14 protein-coding genes are annotated in these 15,335 nt (G+C 63.6%); 5 read left to right on the plus strand and 9 right to left on the minus strand.

All coding sequences use genetic code 11. From position 1 onward, the window contains the following. Positions 1-84: 84 nt before the first annotated feature. The 4 genes from QTJ18_RS14710 to QTJ18_RS14725 form a co-directional block, all read right to left on the minus strand. A complete protein-coding gene (locus QTJ18_RS14710; RefSeq protein ID WP_252750947.1) occupies positions 85-2,862 on the minus strand; it encodes an EAL domain-containing protein in 2,778 nt (925 codons plus the stop codon). Positions 2,863-2,903: 41 nt separating this feature from the next. Further along, on the minus strand, positions 2,904-4,310 hold the full coding sequence (locus QTJ18_RS14715; RefSeq protein WP_301557808.1) for a FecR domain-containing protein: 1,407 nt from the start codon (positions 4,308-4,310) through the stop codon (positions 2,904-2,906). A 126-nt stretch (positions 4,311-4,436) separates the two neighbouring features. Then, the gene (locus tag QTJ18_RS14720; RefSeq protein ID WP_354669047.1) at positions 4,437-5,771 is read right to left on the minus strand and encodes a cation:proton antiporter; all 1,335 of its coding nucleotides are present in this window, start codon (positions 5,769-5,771) and stop codon (positions 4,437-4,439) included. A gap of 45 nt (positions 5,772-5,816) precedes the next feature. Continuing rightward, positions 5,817-6,272, minus strand: a complete 456-nt coding sequence (locus tag QTJ18_RS14725) for a winged helix-turn-helix transcriptional regulator (protein WP_289851932.1) — start codon at positions 6,270-6,272, stop codon at positions 5,817-5,819. 65 nt (positions 6,273-6,337) lie between these two features. On the opposite strand from QTJ18_RS14725, the gene QTJ18_RS14730 reads away from it, so the two are divergent. Further along, positions 6,338-7,159, plus strand: a complete 822-nt coding sequence (locus QTJ18_RS14730; RefSeq protein WP_252750949.1) for an NAD(P)H-binding protein — start codon at positions 6,338-6,340, stop codon at positions 7,157-7,159. A 10-nt stretch (positions 7,160-7,169) separates the two neighbouring features. On the opposite strand, the gene QTJ18_RS14735 is transcribed toward QTJ18_RS14730, so the two are convergent. Both QTJ18_RS14735 and QTJ18_RS14740 read right to left on the minus strand, forming a co-directional pair. Beyond that, the gene (locus tag QTJ18_RS14735; RefSeq protein ID WP_252750950.1) at positions 7,170-8,081 is read right to left on the minus strand and encodes an SRPBCC family protein; all 912 of its coding nucleotides are present in this window, start codon (positions 8,079-8,081) and stop codon (positions 7,170-7,172) included. Beyond that, a complete protein-coding gene (locus QTJ18_RS14740) occupies positions 8,078-8,419 on the minus strand; it encodes an ArsR/SmtB family transcription factor (RefSeq protein WP_252750951.1) in 342 nt (113 codons plus the stop codon). Before QTJ18_RS14740 ends, QTJ18_RS14735 begins: the two co-directional genes overlap by 4 nt. Before the next feature lie 182 nt (positions 8,420-8,601). Here QTJ18_RS14740 and QTJ18_RS14745 point away from each other — a divergent pair, with 182 nt between their 5' ends. The 3 genes from QTJ18_RS14745 (at position 8,602) to QTJ18_RS14755 (ending at position 11,556) form a co-directional block, all read left to right on the plus strand. Further along, on the plus strand, positions 8,602-9,297 hold the full coding sequence (locus QTJ18_RS14745) for a fumarylacetoacetate hydrolase family protein (protein ID WP_252750952.1): 696 nt from the start codon (positions 8,602-8,604) through the stop codon (positions 9,295-9,297). An 18-nt stretch (positions 9,298-9,315) separates the two neighbouring features. Continuing rightward, complete coding sequence (locus QTJ18_RS14750; protein ID WP_252750953.1) at positions 9,316-9,849, plus strand: gamma carbonic anhydrase family protein; 534 nt, start codon at positions 9,316-9,318, stop codon at positions 9,847-9,849. Positions 9,850-10,350: 501 nt separating this feature from the next. Further along, positions 10,351-11,556, plus strand: coding sequence for a GGDEF domain-containing protein (locus QTJ18_RS14755; RefSeq protein WP_252750954.1), 1,206 nt, complete (start codon positions 10,351-10,353; stop codon positions 11,554-11,556). A 239-nt stretch (positions 11,557-11,795) separates the two neighbouring features. Here the strand turns inward: QTJ18_RS14755 and QTJ18_RS14760 are convergent, their stop codons facing one another. Genes QTJ18_RS14760 through QTJ18_RS14770 form a run of 3 tightly spaced genes read right to left on the minus strand, consistent with a single transcriptional unit; the run spans position 11,796 to position 14,081 of the window. Further along, complete coding sequence (locus QTJ18_RS14760) at positions 11,796-12,197, minus strand: Fur family transcriptional regulator (protein WP_252750955.1); 402 nt, start codon at positions 12,195-12,197, stop codon at positions 11,796-11,798. Further along, on the minus strand, positions 12,194-13,021 hold the full coding sequence (gene znuB, locus QTJ18_RS14765; protein WP_252750956.1) for a zinc ABC transporter permease subunit ZnuB: 828 nt from the start codon (positions 13,019-13,021) through the stop codon (positions 12,194-12,196). Before znuB ends, QTJ18_RS14760 begins: the two co-directional genes overlap by 4 nt. Then, positions 13,011-14,081, minus strand: a complete 1,071-nt coding sequence (locus QTJ18_RS14770; protein ID WP_252750957.1) for an ATP-binding cassette domain-containing protein — start codon at positions 14,079-14,081, stop codon at positions 13,011-13,013. Before QTJ18_RS14770 ends, znuB begins: the two co-directional genes overlap by 11 nt. Positions 14,082-14,181: 100 nt before the next feature. Here QTJ18_RS14770 and znuA point away from each other — a divergent pair, with 100 nt between their 5' ends. After that, positions 14,182-15,249, plus strand: coding sequence for a zinc ABC transporter substrate-binding protein ZnuA (gene znuA / locus QTJ18_RS14775; RefSeq protein WP_489667163.1), 1,068 nt, complete (start codon positions 14,182-14,184; stop codon positions 15,247-15,249). The last annotated feature ends 86 nt before the right edge of the window (positions 15,250-15,335 follow it).

Raw genomic sequence — 15,335 nt, forward strand, 5'->3', positions numbered from 1 at the left:
CCTGTCGCCACAAAAATTGGGTTAGTGCCGATCGCCGCCCAGAGCGCGCCGGCTTTGGGCGGCGTGTCCGGGAGCACGAGGCGATCACCCCGCGCGAAGAGCGGGGCTTTCGGCGCGCATTCTTTCGCAGACCAGCAGGTCCGGCGTGCTCATCGGCCGGCCGAACAGATAGCCCTGGCCTTCCTCGCAGCCGAGCGACCGCAGGATGTCCCATTCCTCCTGGCTCTCGATTCCCTCGGCAACCGTCTTCAGCCGAAGTCCCTGGGAAAGCGAGAGAATGGATTGAATGATGACGAGATTGCCCGGAGTGGCGGCGAGCCGCCGGATGAAGGACTGGTCGATCTTCAGTTTGTCGAGCGGCATGGAGGTCATATAGCTCAGGCTCGAATAGCCGGTGCCGAAATCGTCGAGCGCGATCGACAGTCCCATATCGCGCAGCACGGCAATCAGGTCGAGCACGGCGCGCGAGCCTTCGACAAAGGCCGATTCGGTAATTTCGAGGTGAAGCCGGCCGGGTGCCAGGCCGCTCTCCGCCAGGGCATGCCGCACATCATCGAGCAGCCCGCCAGCCTGGATCTGCACCCCGGAGACATTCACGGCAACGCTCATAGGGGATGGCCACTGGCGCGCCGCGCGACAGGCCTCGACAAGTGCGAAGCGGCCGAGATCGCGGATGAAGCCGCTCGCTTCCGCGACAGGGATGAATTCCGCCGGGGAGACGGCACCGGTTTCCGGATGGTTCCAGCGTAGCAATGCCTCGGCACCCACCACGGCGCCGGTCTTCAGATCCACCTGCGGCTGATAGAGAAGGAAGAACTCGCCGCGCTGCAGCCCGGCGCGCATCTCATGCTCCAGCCGCCGCGCCCGCTCCTGACGGCTGGCAAGGGCAGGATCGAATTCCCGCCACCAATGGCTGCTGACGCTGCAGGCGCTTTCCAGCGCCGCCTCGCTATAGGCGAGACTGTTGGCCGGGGGTTCGTCATTGGCCTGGCTGCGATAAAGGCCGATCCGGACATCCACCGGGATCATCGACCCACCGAGATCGATCGGATCCTTGAAGAGCTCGGCCACAGCACCGGCCAAAGCCTCCGCGGCACCTGCATGGCCGTCGCGAATGGCGATGACGAACCTGTCCGGTCCCAGCCGGCCGAGAAGCAGCGCCTGGGGCAGAGACCGCAAGCGGTCGGCCAGCGCCGGCAGCAGGCGGTCCGAAAGCATAGTGCCCAGAACCTTGGCGACGACCTCGAAACGATGGAAACCGACCGCCGCAACGATCACCGGCCCGCTCTCGCGCGCGAGGCGAACGGCGAATTCCCGCCGATTGAGCAGCCCGGTGAGCTCGTCGGTCTGCGACAGACGCAAGAGCTCCTGTTCATATTTGCGCTGGGCGGTCCGGTCCCTGACGATCAGGCTGCCGATGAAGGAGGACTGGTCTGTGCCACCCCGCTCGAGATGCACCACGCGGGGCGATATGGTGAGGGATGCTTCGAAATAGCGGCGCGTCGGCGGTTCGTCGGTCGAAAAATGGATGGTCTCCGCGAGCGAGTGCCCAGGCTCCGTCCGGTAGTTTTCCGCCATGCGCTCGACAGCCGATGACAGATCCGCCGGAAGCGTGCGGTCCAGTCGCCGTGCCTCGGCGCGCTTGCGCGGCCAGAGCGCAGCCGCCGATTGGCTTGCCTCGACGATCGTCAGGCGGTCGTCGAAGACGATGACGGCATCGGAGCTTTCGGCAATGATCTGCTGCAGGACCGTGCGCGCCAGACGACGGTCCGCCATGGCGCGGCGCAGGAGAAAGCGGTTGAAATCGAACTTCTCGCTGATGAAGAGGCAGAGGCCCAGCAGCACGATCGTCCAGCTTTCGCCGGTGTGCAAGATAAGGGCGCCGGACTGCTGGAGCCAGAGCGCTGCGGCTTCCATCCCGACAATCGCAAGCCCTGTCGCCGCCACGCCCGACAGGACCGGGACACGTCTTGCCGCAAGGGCCGCCGCGATGACGGCCGCGACCAGAAGAAGCTCCAGCGGAAGCTGGTCCACCGCGCCGAGCAGGCGATCCTGCAGGATGGTCTCGGCCGCCAGAATGTGGATCAGCGGGCCGCTGATCGCCCCGTGCACTGGCACCGGATAGATGTCCTTCAATTCGGTCGCATAGGCGCCGATGACGATCGTCTTGCCCTGCAGGCTCGAAGCCGGGATCTTGCCGGCCAGCAGATCCGAAACGGAAAAAGTCGGAATGGTCGTCGGCTGGATCGAATAATCGATGGGAAAGGTCCCGTCCGGGCCCTCGTAGCCCGCCAGCACGGTTGCGACGGTCTGGATGCGCAGACCCTCCGCATCATCCGAGGTGGCGAACCGGCTGACAAGACCCGCATCATCCAGCGCGACATTGGCAAAGGCCGGCCAGGCCATATCGGAGAAGAGCGCGATCGGCTTCGTCAGATCGACGGCGGAAAGCTCTCCCGCCTTTCCGTGCTGCTTGAAGATTGGAAGGATGACGCCGCCCCCGGCACGGTCCAGCGCCTCGGCCAGCTTGGCGTCCTCCTGAGGGGACGATGGCGTGCTGAAATCGATGTCGAAGAAGATGTCCTTCGGATCGAAATGCGACAGCGAATCCAGGATATCGGCATAGATGCCGCGGGGCCATGGCCAGACGCCGATCTTCTCCAGGCTGTCCTTATCGATCGCTATGAAGGCGATCTGCTGCGAGGCGTCACGCTGGAAGGCCGAGAAGCGGAGCTCTCCGAGGAACTGGTCGATCACGGCGGTGACCGGCCGGAAGGCGCCAAAGGGCGCCAGAAGAGCAAGCAGGATGAGACAGACCCGCGGGATATGCTGAAAGGCGGCGCGGTGTGTGCCAAATGCCATTGCCTGTCCCCCTCGCCGCAGCCTCTGCCCCAAAGCCGGTCTTACCGGCCGTTGCCGCCGCCATTGCCGTTGCCGCCGCCGTTGCCGCCGCCATTGCCGTTGCCGCCGCCGTTGTTGCCGCCGCCATTGCCATTGCCGCCACCGTTGTTGCCGCCGCCGTTGCCGTTGCCGCCGCCGTTGCCGCCACCGTTGCCATTGCCGCCGCCATTGTTGCCGCCGCCGCCGCCGTTGTTGCCGCCGCCGTTGCCGCCGCCGCCGTTGCCGCCACCGTTGCCGTTGCCGCCACCGTTGCCGCCGCCATTACCGTTGCCGCCGCCGTTGCCGCCACCGTTGTTGCCGCCGCCATTGTTGCCGCCGCCGTTGCCGTTGCCGCCACCGTTGCCATTGCCGCCGCCACCGTTGCCGCCACCATTGCCGTTGCCGCCGCCACCGTTGCCGCCACCATTGCCGTTGCCGCCGCCACCGTTGCCGCCACCATTGCCGTTGCCGCCACCATTGTTGCCGCCGCCGTTGCCATTGGCGCCGCCGTTGCCGTTGCCGTTGCCGTTGCCGCCGCCATTACCATTGCCGTTGCCGCCGCCACCGTTGCCGCCACCATTGCCGTTGCCGCCACCATTGTTGCCGCCGCCGTTGCCATTGGCGCCGCCGTTGCCGTTGCCGAGGCCAGCATTGGAATTGCTACCGGCATCGTTTCCGCTGTTTCCGCCGCCATTGCCACCGCCACCCGGACCATTATCGCCGCGCTCGCCGTCCTGCCCTGCTGTGGCATTGTCGCTGGCAAAGCCGCCGCCTGCAGAGGTGGTCGCAGCGCCCTGACCCTCGAGAGCTGTTGCGCCGGCCGCAAGCACGCTGGCGGAGCTCGGCGCCCCGGCCGAGATCGAAGGCGTCGAGGCCACACCTGCGACACTCATTCCTTTATCCTTGTCAACCGCGGCGCTCTGGCCCGGTCCGACATTCGTCGACTGACCGCTGGCAAAGGCCTTGACCTCCACGAGACCCTCTTCGACGGATACATTCGCGGATCTCTTGCCGACCGACACCCTGAAGCTCGTGCCTTTCACGACGGCGGCGAGATACGGCGTCTGCACCGTTGTATGCGGCCGGTTACGCTTCTCGATCTCCAGATCCAGGGTGCCGCTCTGCTGGAAGATCTCGGTGGTCTTGCGGAAGAAGCCCGACGTTGTCATTCCTGCGAGAGTATTGGGCTGGAGGGTGAGGCTTTCCACCCCGCGCGTCAGCTGGACACGGCCTTTCGGGCCAGTGGAGATCCAGGCCTTGTTGGGAATCATGTCGCCCACCTGAACAGGAAGCCAGGTGCTATTGTCGGTGGTGACCTTGACGTTCCGGGTCGTCATCTTGACCTGCCACTCGTTCGCCGCCTGCGCGGACGAATACATGAACACGACCATCAATAGTGCCAGCCACCAACGCATGCTGCGATCCCCCATACTCATTCCTAATGAGTGTAGGAGCTGGATTAAAATCTCCTGAAGGAAGTTTGAGCAAATGTCGGATTTCTAACGTTTATTAGGTTGTAATTATACTCATCCGGCATTTTGTGAGGGTAGTCCTGGTCAGCCGGAGCCCGGGGCGGCATCGGAGGCGGGTGTGGCCGGCCCCTGCAGCCCGGGCGGTGGCGTTACCTCGGCATCCGGATCGCGTCCCTGGCTGCGGTCCAGCAGCCGCATGACCGGCGTTACGGTCAGACCGTGCAGCAGAACAGAAAACAGCACGACCAGCCCCAGTATGGCCCAGAGACGATCCCCGCCCTCTGCGGGCATATGGTTCAGGCCATAAGCGAGATAGTAGAAGGATCCGACGCCGCGAATGCCGAAAAAGGCAAGTGTCAGCTTCTCCCGCCATTCCGCTTTGAAGCCGATCAGGCCAACGGCACCGGCAATCGGTCGGATCACCAGGATGATGACCAAGGCGGCCACCACATCCATGGGAACAAGCGGTGTCAGGAGGCCGCTGACCAGGGCGCCGCCGAACAGCACGAGCAGGATCATCATGGCCAATCGCTCGACCTGCTCTGTCACGTCATGCATCTCGCGATGGAAGTCGTGCGAGCGATGGGCATGGCGCAAGGTCAAGGCCGTGATGAAGACGGCGAGGAAACCGTAGCACTCGATCATCTCGGTCAGGCCATAGGAGACGAAGGTCGCGGCGATGGCGATCAGCCCGTCGCCCGTCTGCACCAGCTTGGTTTCGGCCGGCATGCGGAATGTCAGCCAGCCGAACAGACGGCCGACCAGCCAGCCGCCGACGACGCCGGCGGCGATCTCCCACACCACATTGTGGAGAACCCATTGGGTGAACCAGGGCTCGCCGCTCTTTGCCGACACGGCCAGGACGATTGCGAGATTGACGAAAGGAAAGGCAAAGCCGTCGTTCAGCCCGGCCTCCGAGGTCAGCCCAAAGCGCACCTCGTCCTCCTGGCCGGATTTCGGCGGGCCAACCTGCACATCGGCGGCCAGCACCGGATCGGTCGGTGCGAGACTGGCGCCGAGCAGCAGCGCGATTGCAAGCGGCAGGCCGAGACCCCAGACGCCGAGCAGGGTAATGGCGGCGATGCTGAGCGGCATGGTGATGGCGAGCAGGCGCCAGGTCACGCTCCACCGCCGCCAGCTGAAGACGCGATCGAGTTTCAGGCCCGCGCCCATCAGGGCGATGATGACGACAAATTCGGTGAAGCGCTCGGTGATATCCGGATAGGTCGAAGGCAGCGGCTCGCCGGAAACGCGGGGAATGAGGAACAGGCCGGCGCCGATCGCGATGCAGACGATCGGAAGCGAGAGCGGCAGGCGCTGCAGCGCCAGGGGCAGCCAGGCAACGAGAGCGATGAGGAAGCCCATGCCCGTCAGCACCAGAATGTAAGGGTCAGGCGACCAGTCGCTTATATTCATCATCCCAACCAAACGAAGAAGCGGGATTTTCGATCCCGCCGCCCGCCGTCAGCCGATCCGGATCAGTCTGGCCGGAGCCTTGGCGCGGCTGTCATAACCTTCCCGGGCGCCCTCGATTGCCGCCTTGTGCTGCCTGCTCCAGGTGACCAGTGCCGCCACCTGACCGGCAAAGGCGCGGCCAAGCTCCGTCAATTCATAGGTGACGCTCGGAGGCACTGTCGCCTCGACGTCGCGGCGGACATGGCCATCCCGCTCCAGCCGCCGCAGCGTCAGGGTCATCATGCGCTGCGACACGCCGCCAAGGGCGCGCTCCAGCTCCCGGTAGCGGCGCGGACCGGCGGAAAGCTCGGCCAGCGTCATCACCGTCCACTGCTCGCCCAGCCGGTCCAGCACCAGCCGTATGCCGCAATCTTCATGACCGGGCGCGCCGCAGGGCTCGAGCGTTGCGTCCCTTTCATCAGGATGCGGATCAGCGGGGCGAACAGGAATGTGCGTGGCAGACAAGATTGTGCCTCCTTATGAGCAGGGTCGAAACGTCCTAGGGTCCCACCAATTGGAAAGGGACGTCAATGATACTGATTACCGGGGCCTCGGGCCAGCTCGCATCCCGCATGGCGAAGACGGCAAAGGCGGAAGGCCTGCCGGTTCAAACCGCCAGCCGCTCGCCGCAGGCCGATCGCGTCATGGATTTCGACCAGCCGGACACGCTCGACTTTTCCGGCATCGAGACACTTCTTCTGCTTTCCGCCGGCTATGCCGAGGACGATATCGTCATGCAACGCCACGCAGCCGTGCTGGCGGCGGCGAAAAGACACGGCGTGACCCACATCGTCTATACCAGCCTCTCGGCCGCCAGCGATCACCTGGGATTTGCGCTGGCGCACCGCGTCACGGAGCGTCTCCTGATGGAGAGCGGAGTAGCCTGGACAATCCTCCGCAACGGCCTCTACGCAGAACTGATCGGTATGCTCGCCGCACCTCATGCGGGACGGATCACGGTGCCTTACGGCACGGCTCCCATCTCCGCCGTGGCGCGCGACGATCTCGCCGACGCGGCGGTCCAGGTGCTTCGCGAGCCTGGCAGGCATGCCGGCCGCATCTACGAATTGTCCGGCATCGCCCCCTTCACCATCCCGCAACTGGCCGAGAGGCTGGGGGTGGCCTATGAGCCCAGCAGCCTGACGGCCGAACGCCAGCGCCTGTCGGCCCTGCCGCTCCTGCCATTCCAGCCGCCAATGCTTCTTTCCATCGCCTCGGCAGCCATGGCCGGCTTTCTGCGGTCGGACGGCAGCGATCTCCTGGCGCTGATCCCCCAGGCCCGCGATGCGCTGACGCTTGCCTGCAATGCGGCGCAAGAAGCGCAAGAGCCAGCCGCAACGCGCAAGCCATGAAACGCGCGAGCTAGCGGCCGGCGACGAAGCGCTCCAGCTTGCCGAGGGTTTCCTGTCCCAGAGCCGGGGCGCCAAAGCCGACGGCTTGCTGATATTCGTCCGTCGTGCTGAAGATCATCCCCAGCGTCACCCGGGTCGCGCCATCCTCCTCTGCAAAGGAAGCCCAGGCATCGGCATGCTTGGGACCATTCTCGCCCCATAAGAGCGTATAGGCCAGCCGCTCCTCGGGCAGGACCTCGCCATAGCGGTGATGGTTCGGATAGACCGTCCCGTCCGGACCGATCATGTCGAAGACCCATTCGCCGCCGGCGCCAAGCGCAATCCGCCGCGTCACGCAGGAGAAGCCTTCCGGCCCCCACCATTGCGGCAGCGTCTCGGCATTCATCCAGGCGCCCCAGACCACAGCGCGCGGCGCCTTTATCACCCGCTCCAGCACCATGGTTCGGGCGGCGACATGGGAGAGATTGTCCAGCCCGGCATTGAAGCCCTGCCGGTAGCCCTCCTCCATGGCGGTTGCCAGCGAGGACAATTGCACGGTCACCATAAGGCGGCTGCGCGTTTCGTTGCCGGACAGATCGGCGGTCACCAGTGCAGCCGATTGCGGCACACCGTTTGAAAACAGCATTTCGTAATTGACGCTGCGATGCTGCGGCTTGAGGTCGAGCCAGCCGATCTCGCAGCGAATATCCGGCTGCCCCTCGACCTTGCACAGCGAGACTTCGCGACCGCCGATCCGGCTGTCGGCCTCGAGAAACTCGACGGTGACCGAGGGCGAGGGAGCCGCCCAGACCTGACGGGCGGAAGGCGCCGTCCAGGCCTGCCACAGGACGGAAAGCGGCGCCTCCACCTGTCGCTCGAAACTCAGCCTTGCAAAGCGGTCGCCGGAGGCATGCCGGACCTGCCCGATGGATCTGTCTGTCATTTTTCCTTGTCCTTCATCACGGTCATCACAAATGCATCCAGCCGATCCAGCCGCGCTTCCCACAGGGCCCGCTGCGCATCCAGCCAGCCACGCGCCGGCTCCAGAGCCTCGGGCACGATGGCGCAAGTCCGGATCCGGCCATCTTTGGCCGTGGCGATCAGCCCTGCCTCCTGCAGCACCGCCAGATGCCGCATGACGGTCGGCAGACGCAGACCCGTCGGGCCGGCGAGATCGCTGACTGCTGCCGGCCCTTCGGCCAGACGCGTCAGAATCGACCGCCGCGTCGCATCGGAGAGGGCGTGAAAGAGGATGGACAGATCGGGATCATGCTTAGTCATGTGACTAACTATGCCACAGCCGAATGGATGCGCAAGCGAAACTTAGCCAATCGGCTATCTATTGACAAAAGACCTGCCGGTACAGAGAGCGCCCAGAAGGCTCTTCCATCATTCGCTGTCTGGCTTGTCGAGGAGAGAGTGTCTAAAGAGGAGACAGGAATATTGCATCGGAAGGACCCGCCATGACTGCGCCGCTCGAAACCGTTTTCGCCCCACCTGCACCGGTCTATCTGCCGGTTGCGGATACACAGGCGCTTTTCCCCGTTCGGCGCGTCTATTGCGTGGGCCGAAACTATGCCGATCACGCCATCGAGATGGGTCATGATCCCTCGCGCGAACCGCCCTTCTTCTTCCAGAAAAATCCGCAAAACCTGGTGTCCGATGGTCGCTTTCCGTATCCCCCGCTCTCCTCCAACGTTCATTTCGAGGTCGAGCTGGTCATGGCGCTGAAATCCGGCGGTAGCGATATCGCCCTTGCAGACGCGCTGGACTGCGTGTTCGGCTATGGCGTCGGTATCGACTTCACCAGGCGCGATCTGCAGGACCAGATCAAGAAAGCCGGCCGACCCTGGGAAGCCGCCAAGGCCTTCGAGGCTTCGGCACCCGTCTCGCATCTCGTCCCCGCCGAAGTACTGGGACATCCGCAGTCCGGGCCGATCTGGCTTGAGGTGAATGGCGAGCGCAAGCAATCGGGCGACCTCGCCCAGATGATCTGGAAACTGCCGGAAATCATCGTGGAACTGTCGAAGCTCTTTACGCTGGCGCCGGGCGACGTCATCATGACCGGAACGCCGGCAGGCGTCGGCGCCGTCCGGAAGGGCGATCGCATCGTCTGCGCTGCCGAGGGGATCGCAACATTGGACGTCACTGTCGTCTGACCGCCAAAGGAGAAGGCCATGCCGCTTTACGCGCTGGGAGAGAGTTCCCCCAAAACGCCAGCCCCGGGCCGGTTCTGGATCGCTCCCGGCGCGCATGTGATCGGCAAGGTTGAGATTGGCGAGGATGTCGGCATCTGGTTCGGCGTCACGATCCGCGGTGACAATGAGTGGATCACCATCGGGGCCATGACCAACATTCAGGAAAACACCATGATCCACACGGATTGGGGTTTTCCCGGCAGGATCGGGCATCACTGCACCATCGGCCATGGCGCCATCATCCATGGATGCACGATCGGCGACAATTCGCTGATCGGCATGGGCGCGACCATCCTGAACGGGGCGCGGATCGGCAAGAACTCCCTCGTCGGCGCCAATGCGCTGGTAACCGAGGGCAAGGAATTTCCGGATAATTCGCTGATCGTCGGTTCGCCCGCCAAGGCCATTCGCACGCTGGACGAGGAGGCGATCACGAAACTGACGCTTTCGGCGGACAACTATGCGAGGAACTGGAAGCGCTTCGCCACAGATCTGCGGACCCTTTCCAACTGAGACCGGGCCGCGAAGTCGCGGCCTGCTTGATGCCCATCTCCCGCCTGTCGCCGCTCTTCACATTCTTTCCAAGAACAGAGACAGTAAGAATTCTCGCGCCACGCAATAATATGACAACATGTCATATTATTTATCAGGATCATCTGCCGGTACGGCAGGTTCATTCATTCGTTGACGTAGCGTGAACTAAATAAGTAAAAATTTACATTTGACGATTAGCGTTAGGGTCGAAGCCCAATCAGAATTTTTCATTGTGAGGACCCATTTGACGGGAACGCAGGCTCTCATTCGGTAAAGCGGGTGCCGCAACGTTATGCCGACGCCGCGTGCAGACAGACGCTTGCGTGCGCAGACACCCGAAATTCGTACTGATTATCAGGACCCGAGCGCTGTTTTCCTCGCGCGGGCATCGTGATCGCGCCGGCGCGGACCGGTGCTCATCATCATGGCCGGGCTATGCGTCATGCCTTTACCGCCGAATGCATCGGATGGATGAAATCAATGAGTGATCGACCCTTGGATCAAGTCGAGAGCGCCGCCGTGCTGCAGCCCTTGCTGGACGAAGCCATTGGCTCCGGACGGCGGAAGGGGCGGTTCCGGCCGCCGCCGGAAGCTGCCTATCAGGCCTATGCCGCCGATCTGAAAATGCGTCATCGCGTGATGTCTGCCGTCATCTGCATCGCCATTTTCAACCTCGGCATTTTCATCGATCACGCCGCCCAGCCGCATCTGTTCTGGCAGTTCCTGTTCCTGCGCCTCGTCCTGGCCTCCCTGCCCTGCCTGGCTCTCGTCTGGTACAGCCGCGACCTGAACCCCTCCTGGCTGCGCGACTGGGTGTCGGGCGCGGGCCTTGTCTGGATCGGCCTCTCGATCAATATCATCGTCAGCCTACGTGATGCACCGCCGGCCCATCTTCTGTTCAGCCTCGGCCTGCTGATCATCGTCACCAACAGCGTCTTCCAGCTGCGCACGGCGGTTGCCGCCACCGTGTCCGGCCTCATCATCGTCATGGCTGCCGGCTTCCTCTGGTGGAAGGCGCCGGCCATGACGCATCCGGATCTGCTTTCGCTCGCCTTCCTCTTTGCCGCGTCGCTGGTGACGCTGGTCGCAAATCACCGGCTGGAAGCAACGCTGCGGCATCTCTACCTGCTGATGCTGCGCGAGCAGCTGCGCAGCAGCAGCGTGGAAAAGGTCAACCAGGAACTCAGCACCATGTCACTCACCGATGCGCTGACCGGTATTGCCAATCGGCGCCGCTTCGACCAGGACTTCGACAGCGCCGTGCGCCACGCGCAGGAGAGCGGCGCGGACCTCTCCTTGCTGCTGGTCGATGTCGATCATTTCAAGCGGTATAATGACAGCTGGGGGCATCCGGCCGGCGATGCCTGCCTGCGGCAGGTCGCCTCGATCATTGCCGACGAGATCCGCCACGCCGATGACCTGACCGCCCGCATCGGCGGCGAGGAATTTGCCGTGGTGCTGCACAATACCGGCAAGGCCGCGGCCTGCGACGTCGCCTTGCGCATTCACCGCGCGCTGCAGGCCAAGTGGCCCGCAGCGCTGAGCTCCGTGACCGTCAGCATAGGGCTTGCGACCCTGAACGAGGGACATTCGGCACAGGAGGTGCTGATGGCGGCCGACCGCGCGCTCTATGATGCCAAGGAACAGGGCCGAAACCGGACGATCGCCGCCGCCCTGGCCGCATGAGCCGACCCGAACCAGAGCCTCACTCAGGCAACAGGCGGACATGCGCGAGCCGGTTCAACGCGCGGCTGCGCATGTCGTGACTGCAAAACCGGCAACCACTCTTGCGCGACATGCTGGCGTCTTTCCTCTTCGCATGTCGTGACCGCAAAACCGGCAACCACTTTTGCGCGACATGCTGGCGTCTTTCCTCTTCGCATGTCGTGACCGCAAAACCGGCAACCACTTTTGCGCGACATGCTTTAAGGCGCGCAGGCGCTGCAAAGCCCTCTGAGTTCGATCGTCGTCTTCTCGGCCTTGAACCCCTTTTGCTGGGCCCAACCCCGCAGGCGGTCGTCGATGGCATGATCATGGAACTCGTTGACCTGGCCGCATTTCTCGCAGATCGCGAAGGCGACGGTGCCGTGAGCCTGGCAGCAGGTCTCATGCGTGTGCGAACAGGCAACGAAGGAATTGAGGCTTTCCAGGCGGTGCACGAGGCCGAAATCCAGCAGTTTCTCAAGTGCCCGGTAGACCTGCAGCGGCGCCCGGAAGCCGTGGTCGCGCAGCTTGTCCAGGATCGTGTAGGCGCTCATCGGCTGTTCGGCCTCGGTCAGCACCTGAAAGACAAGCGTCTGGTTTTTCGTGAGGGTCGGCGTGGTCATGATCGGTCTCCTGGAACGGTGGAGCCGGCGGCGCGGATCCGGCGGACGGATGGCAGCAGGCTCACGACGAAGAGCGCAAGCGCCGCAACGACAATGGAGGGGCCGGACGGCGTATCGGCGTAGAGCGAGCCGGTAAGGCCGCCCATCACCGCCATGGCGCCGATCAGCGAGGCGCTGACGGCCATCACTTCGGGACTGGCGGAAAAACGCCGCGCCGTGGCCGCCGGAATGATCAACAGGGCCGTGATCAGAAGAATGCCGACGATCTTCATGGCGATTGCGATGACGAGTGCCATCAGCAGCATGAAGAAGAGGCGCGCCCGGTCCGGATTGAGGCCTTCGGCCTCGGCGAGTTCATGACTGACGGTGGAGGCGATGAGCGCGCGCCAGAAGAAGGCAAGACCGGCAAGCACGACGGCGCCGCCGCCCCAGATCAGGAGCACGTCCTGAACCGTCACGGCGAGGATGTCGCCGAACAGAAAGCCGATCAGGTCGATCCGCACCCAGGACATGAACGCCACCATGACGAGCCCCAGCGCCAGGGTGGAATGCGACAGGATGCCGAGCAGGGAATCCGCCGAAAGCGCCTGGCGCTTCTGCAGGAACAGCAGGAGAAGCGAGACGATCACCGCCACGCAGAACACGCTGAGCAACAGGTTGATCTGGAAGAACAGCGACAATGCGACGCCGAGAAGCGCCGAATGCGCCATCGTATCGCCGAAATAGGCCATGCGGCGCCAGACAACCAGGCAGCCGAGAGGCCCGGCCGTCAGCGCCAGACCTATGCCGGCCAAAAGGGCGCGCGTGAAGAAATCATCCAGCACGATGGCCCTCCCCACGGGTTTGGCCATTCAGAACCTTGGCCGGATGGGCGGCATCCTCAGCCGACGGATCCTGAGAATGGCCATGATCGATGGCGTGTCCGTGATCATGTGCGTGATCGTGCCCGGGGGCGTGACCGGGAGCCTGACCGGGAGCCTGACCATGAGAATGATCATGGTCGTGGCTGTGCCCGTCACTGTGAGCGTGATCATGCGCATGGGGCGGATCGCCATCGGCGTGCCGATCGCCATGGTGGTCATGATGATGACCGTCGGCAGGATGGCAATGATCCGTCACGCTGCCATCGGCATGCACCACCCGTCCATCCGGCAGATGCGTGTGATCGTGACGATGATCATAGAAGGCCAATCCTTCCGGTGCGCGGCCGAACAGCCGCCGGTAATCCTGGCTCCTGCTGACGACCGAAGGTGTTCCCCGGCAGCAGACATGGCCGTTGAGGCAGATCACCGTATCTGTCTTGTCCATCACCATGTGAAGATCGTGACTGATCATCAGAATGCCGCAGCCAATCCGGTCGCGAATATCGCCGATCAGCGCATAGAGCGCGCTCTCGCCGGCAAAGTCGACGCCCTGCACCGGCTCGTCCAGAACCAGCAGGTCGGGATCGCGCGCAATGGCCCGCGCCAGGAGGGCACGCTGGAATTCGCCGCCCGAGAGATGCTGCACTTCCGCCCGGCGCAAATGCAAGACCCCGGCCGCCGCCAGAGAGGCGGTGAGCTTCTCGTCGCCAAGCCGGCCTGTCAGGTGCATCAGGCGCTCGACCGTCAGCGGCATTGTGCGGTCGATATTGAGTTTCTGCGGCACATAGCCGATCACCAGGCCGCGCTTGCGCTGCACCTTGCCTTCATCGGCCCTCAACACCCCGATGGCCATCTTGGCCGTGGTGGATTTGCCGGCGCCGTTCGGCCCGATGAGGGTCACGATCTCGCCGCGGCGCAGCGCAATATCCACGCCGCGCACTAGCCACCGCCCCTGCCGGCTGACACCGGCATTGGTCAGGGAGACGAGAAAGTCGTCACGCGTCTCGATCTGCATCACCATCCCGAAATCCTGGAGCACGATTGCGCTCTTGCTATGACACGCGTAATAGCGTAACGCAATCTATGTAATAACATAACAGTGCACTTCAAGGAGCGTCTGCATGATGCGCAACGCAAGCCGCCTTTCCCTTCCGGCAGCCGCCATTCTCGGCGCTGCCCTCGCCTCCGCAACCTCGACCGCAGCCGGTGCAGCGCCGGATGTCGTCGTATCGATCAAGCCGATCCATTCGCTGGTCGCGGCCGTCATGCAGGATGTGGCAGAACCGCAATTGATCGTGGAAGGGGCCGCCTCGCCGCACACCTATTCGATGCGCCCCTCCAATGCACGCGCCATCGAGGGCGCGGATCTGGTCTTCTGGGTCGGCCCCGGTCTCGAGGCCTTCCTCGACAAGCCGCTCGACGCCCTGGCCGGCAAGGCGGATGTCGTCGCTCTCAGTCAGGCACCCGGCGTCGAACGTCTACCCTTCCGCGAAGGCGGCGCTTTCGAGGCGCATCAGCACGACGACCATGCTCATGTCCACGACCATGATCACGACCATGCCCACGCTGATGACCACGGGCATGATGAAGAGGCGCATGCCGGACATAGTGCGCAGGAGCATGGCAAGGGGGAGCATGGCAAGGAGGAGCATGGCCATGATCATGGCGGCTTCGATGCGCATCTCTGGCTCGATCCGGAAAATGCCGCAGCCATGGTCAAGGAGATCCAGGCAAAGCTGATCGCGGCCGATCCGGCCAATGCCGAGACCTATACGCGCAACACCATGGCCCTGTTGAAGCGGCTGGATGGCCTCGATAGCGAGATTGCCAGGACGATCGCACCCGTCAAGGACGAGCCCTTCATCGTCTTCCACGATGCCTATCAGTATTTCGAGCATCATTACGGCGTCCGGGTGGCCGGGTCCGTCACCGTTAGCCCCGAAAGCGCTCCGGGCGCCGAGCGCCTGAAACAGATCCAGGCGAAGATTGGCGAACTCGGCGCGACCTGCGTCTTCGCCGAACCGCAATTCGAGCCGAAGCTGATCAAGGTGGTGACCGAAGGGACAAGCGCCAGATCCGGCGTGCTGGACCCGGAAGGCGCGACGCTTGAGGCCGGACCCGATCTCTACTTCAACCTGATGAATGGACTGGCCACCTCGCTCGTCGATTGCCTCGGCCGCGACACCTGACCCTTAAAAGGCGGCGCTCTCCTTAGCGTTGCGCCGTCAAGGGCGGATCTTCCGCCCTTTTTTCAGATTAGACAATGTAATGTTAT

Source organism: Rhizobium sp. SSA_523, assembly GCF_030435705.1.
Taxonomy (GTDB): domain Bacteria; phylum Pseudomonadota; class Alphaproteobacteria; order Rhizobiales; family Rhizobiaceae; genus Neorhizobium.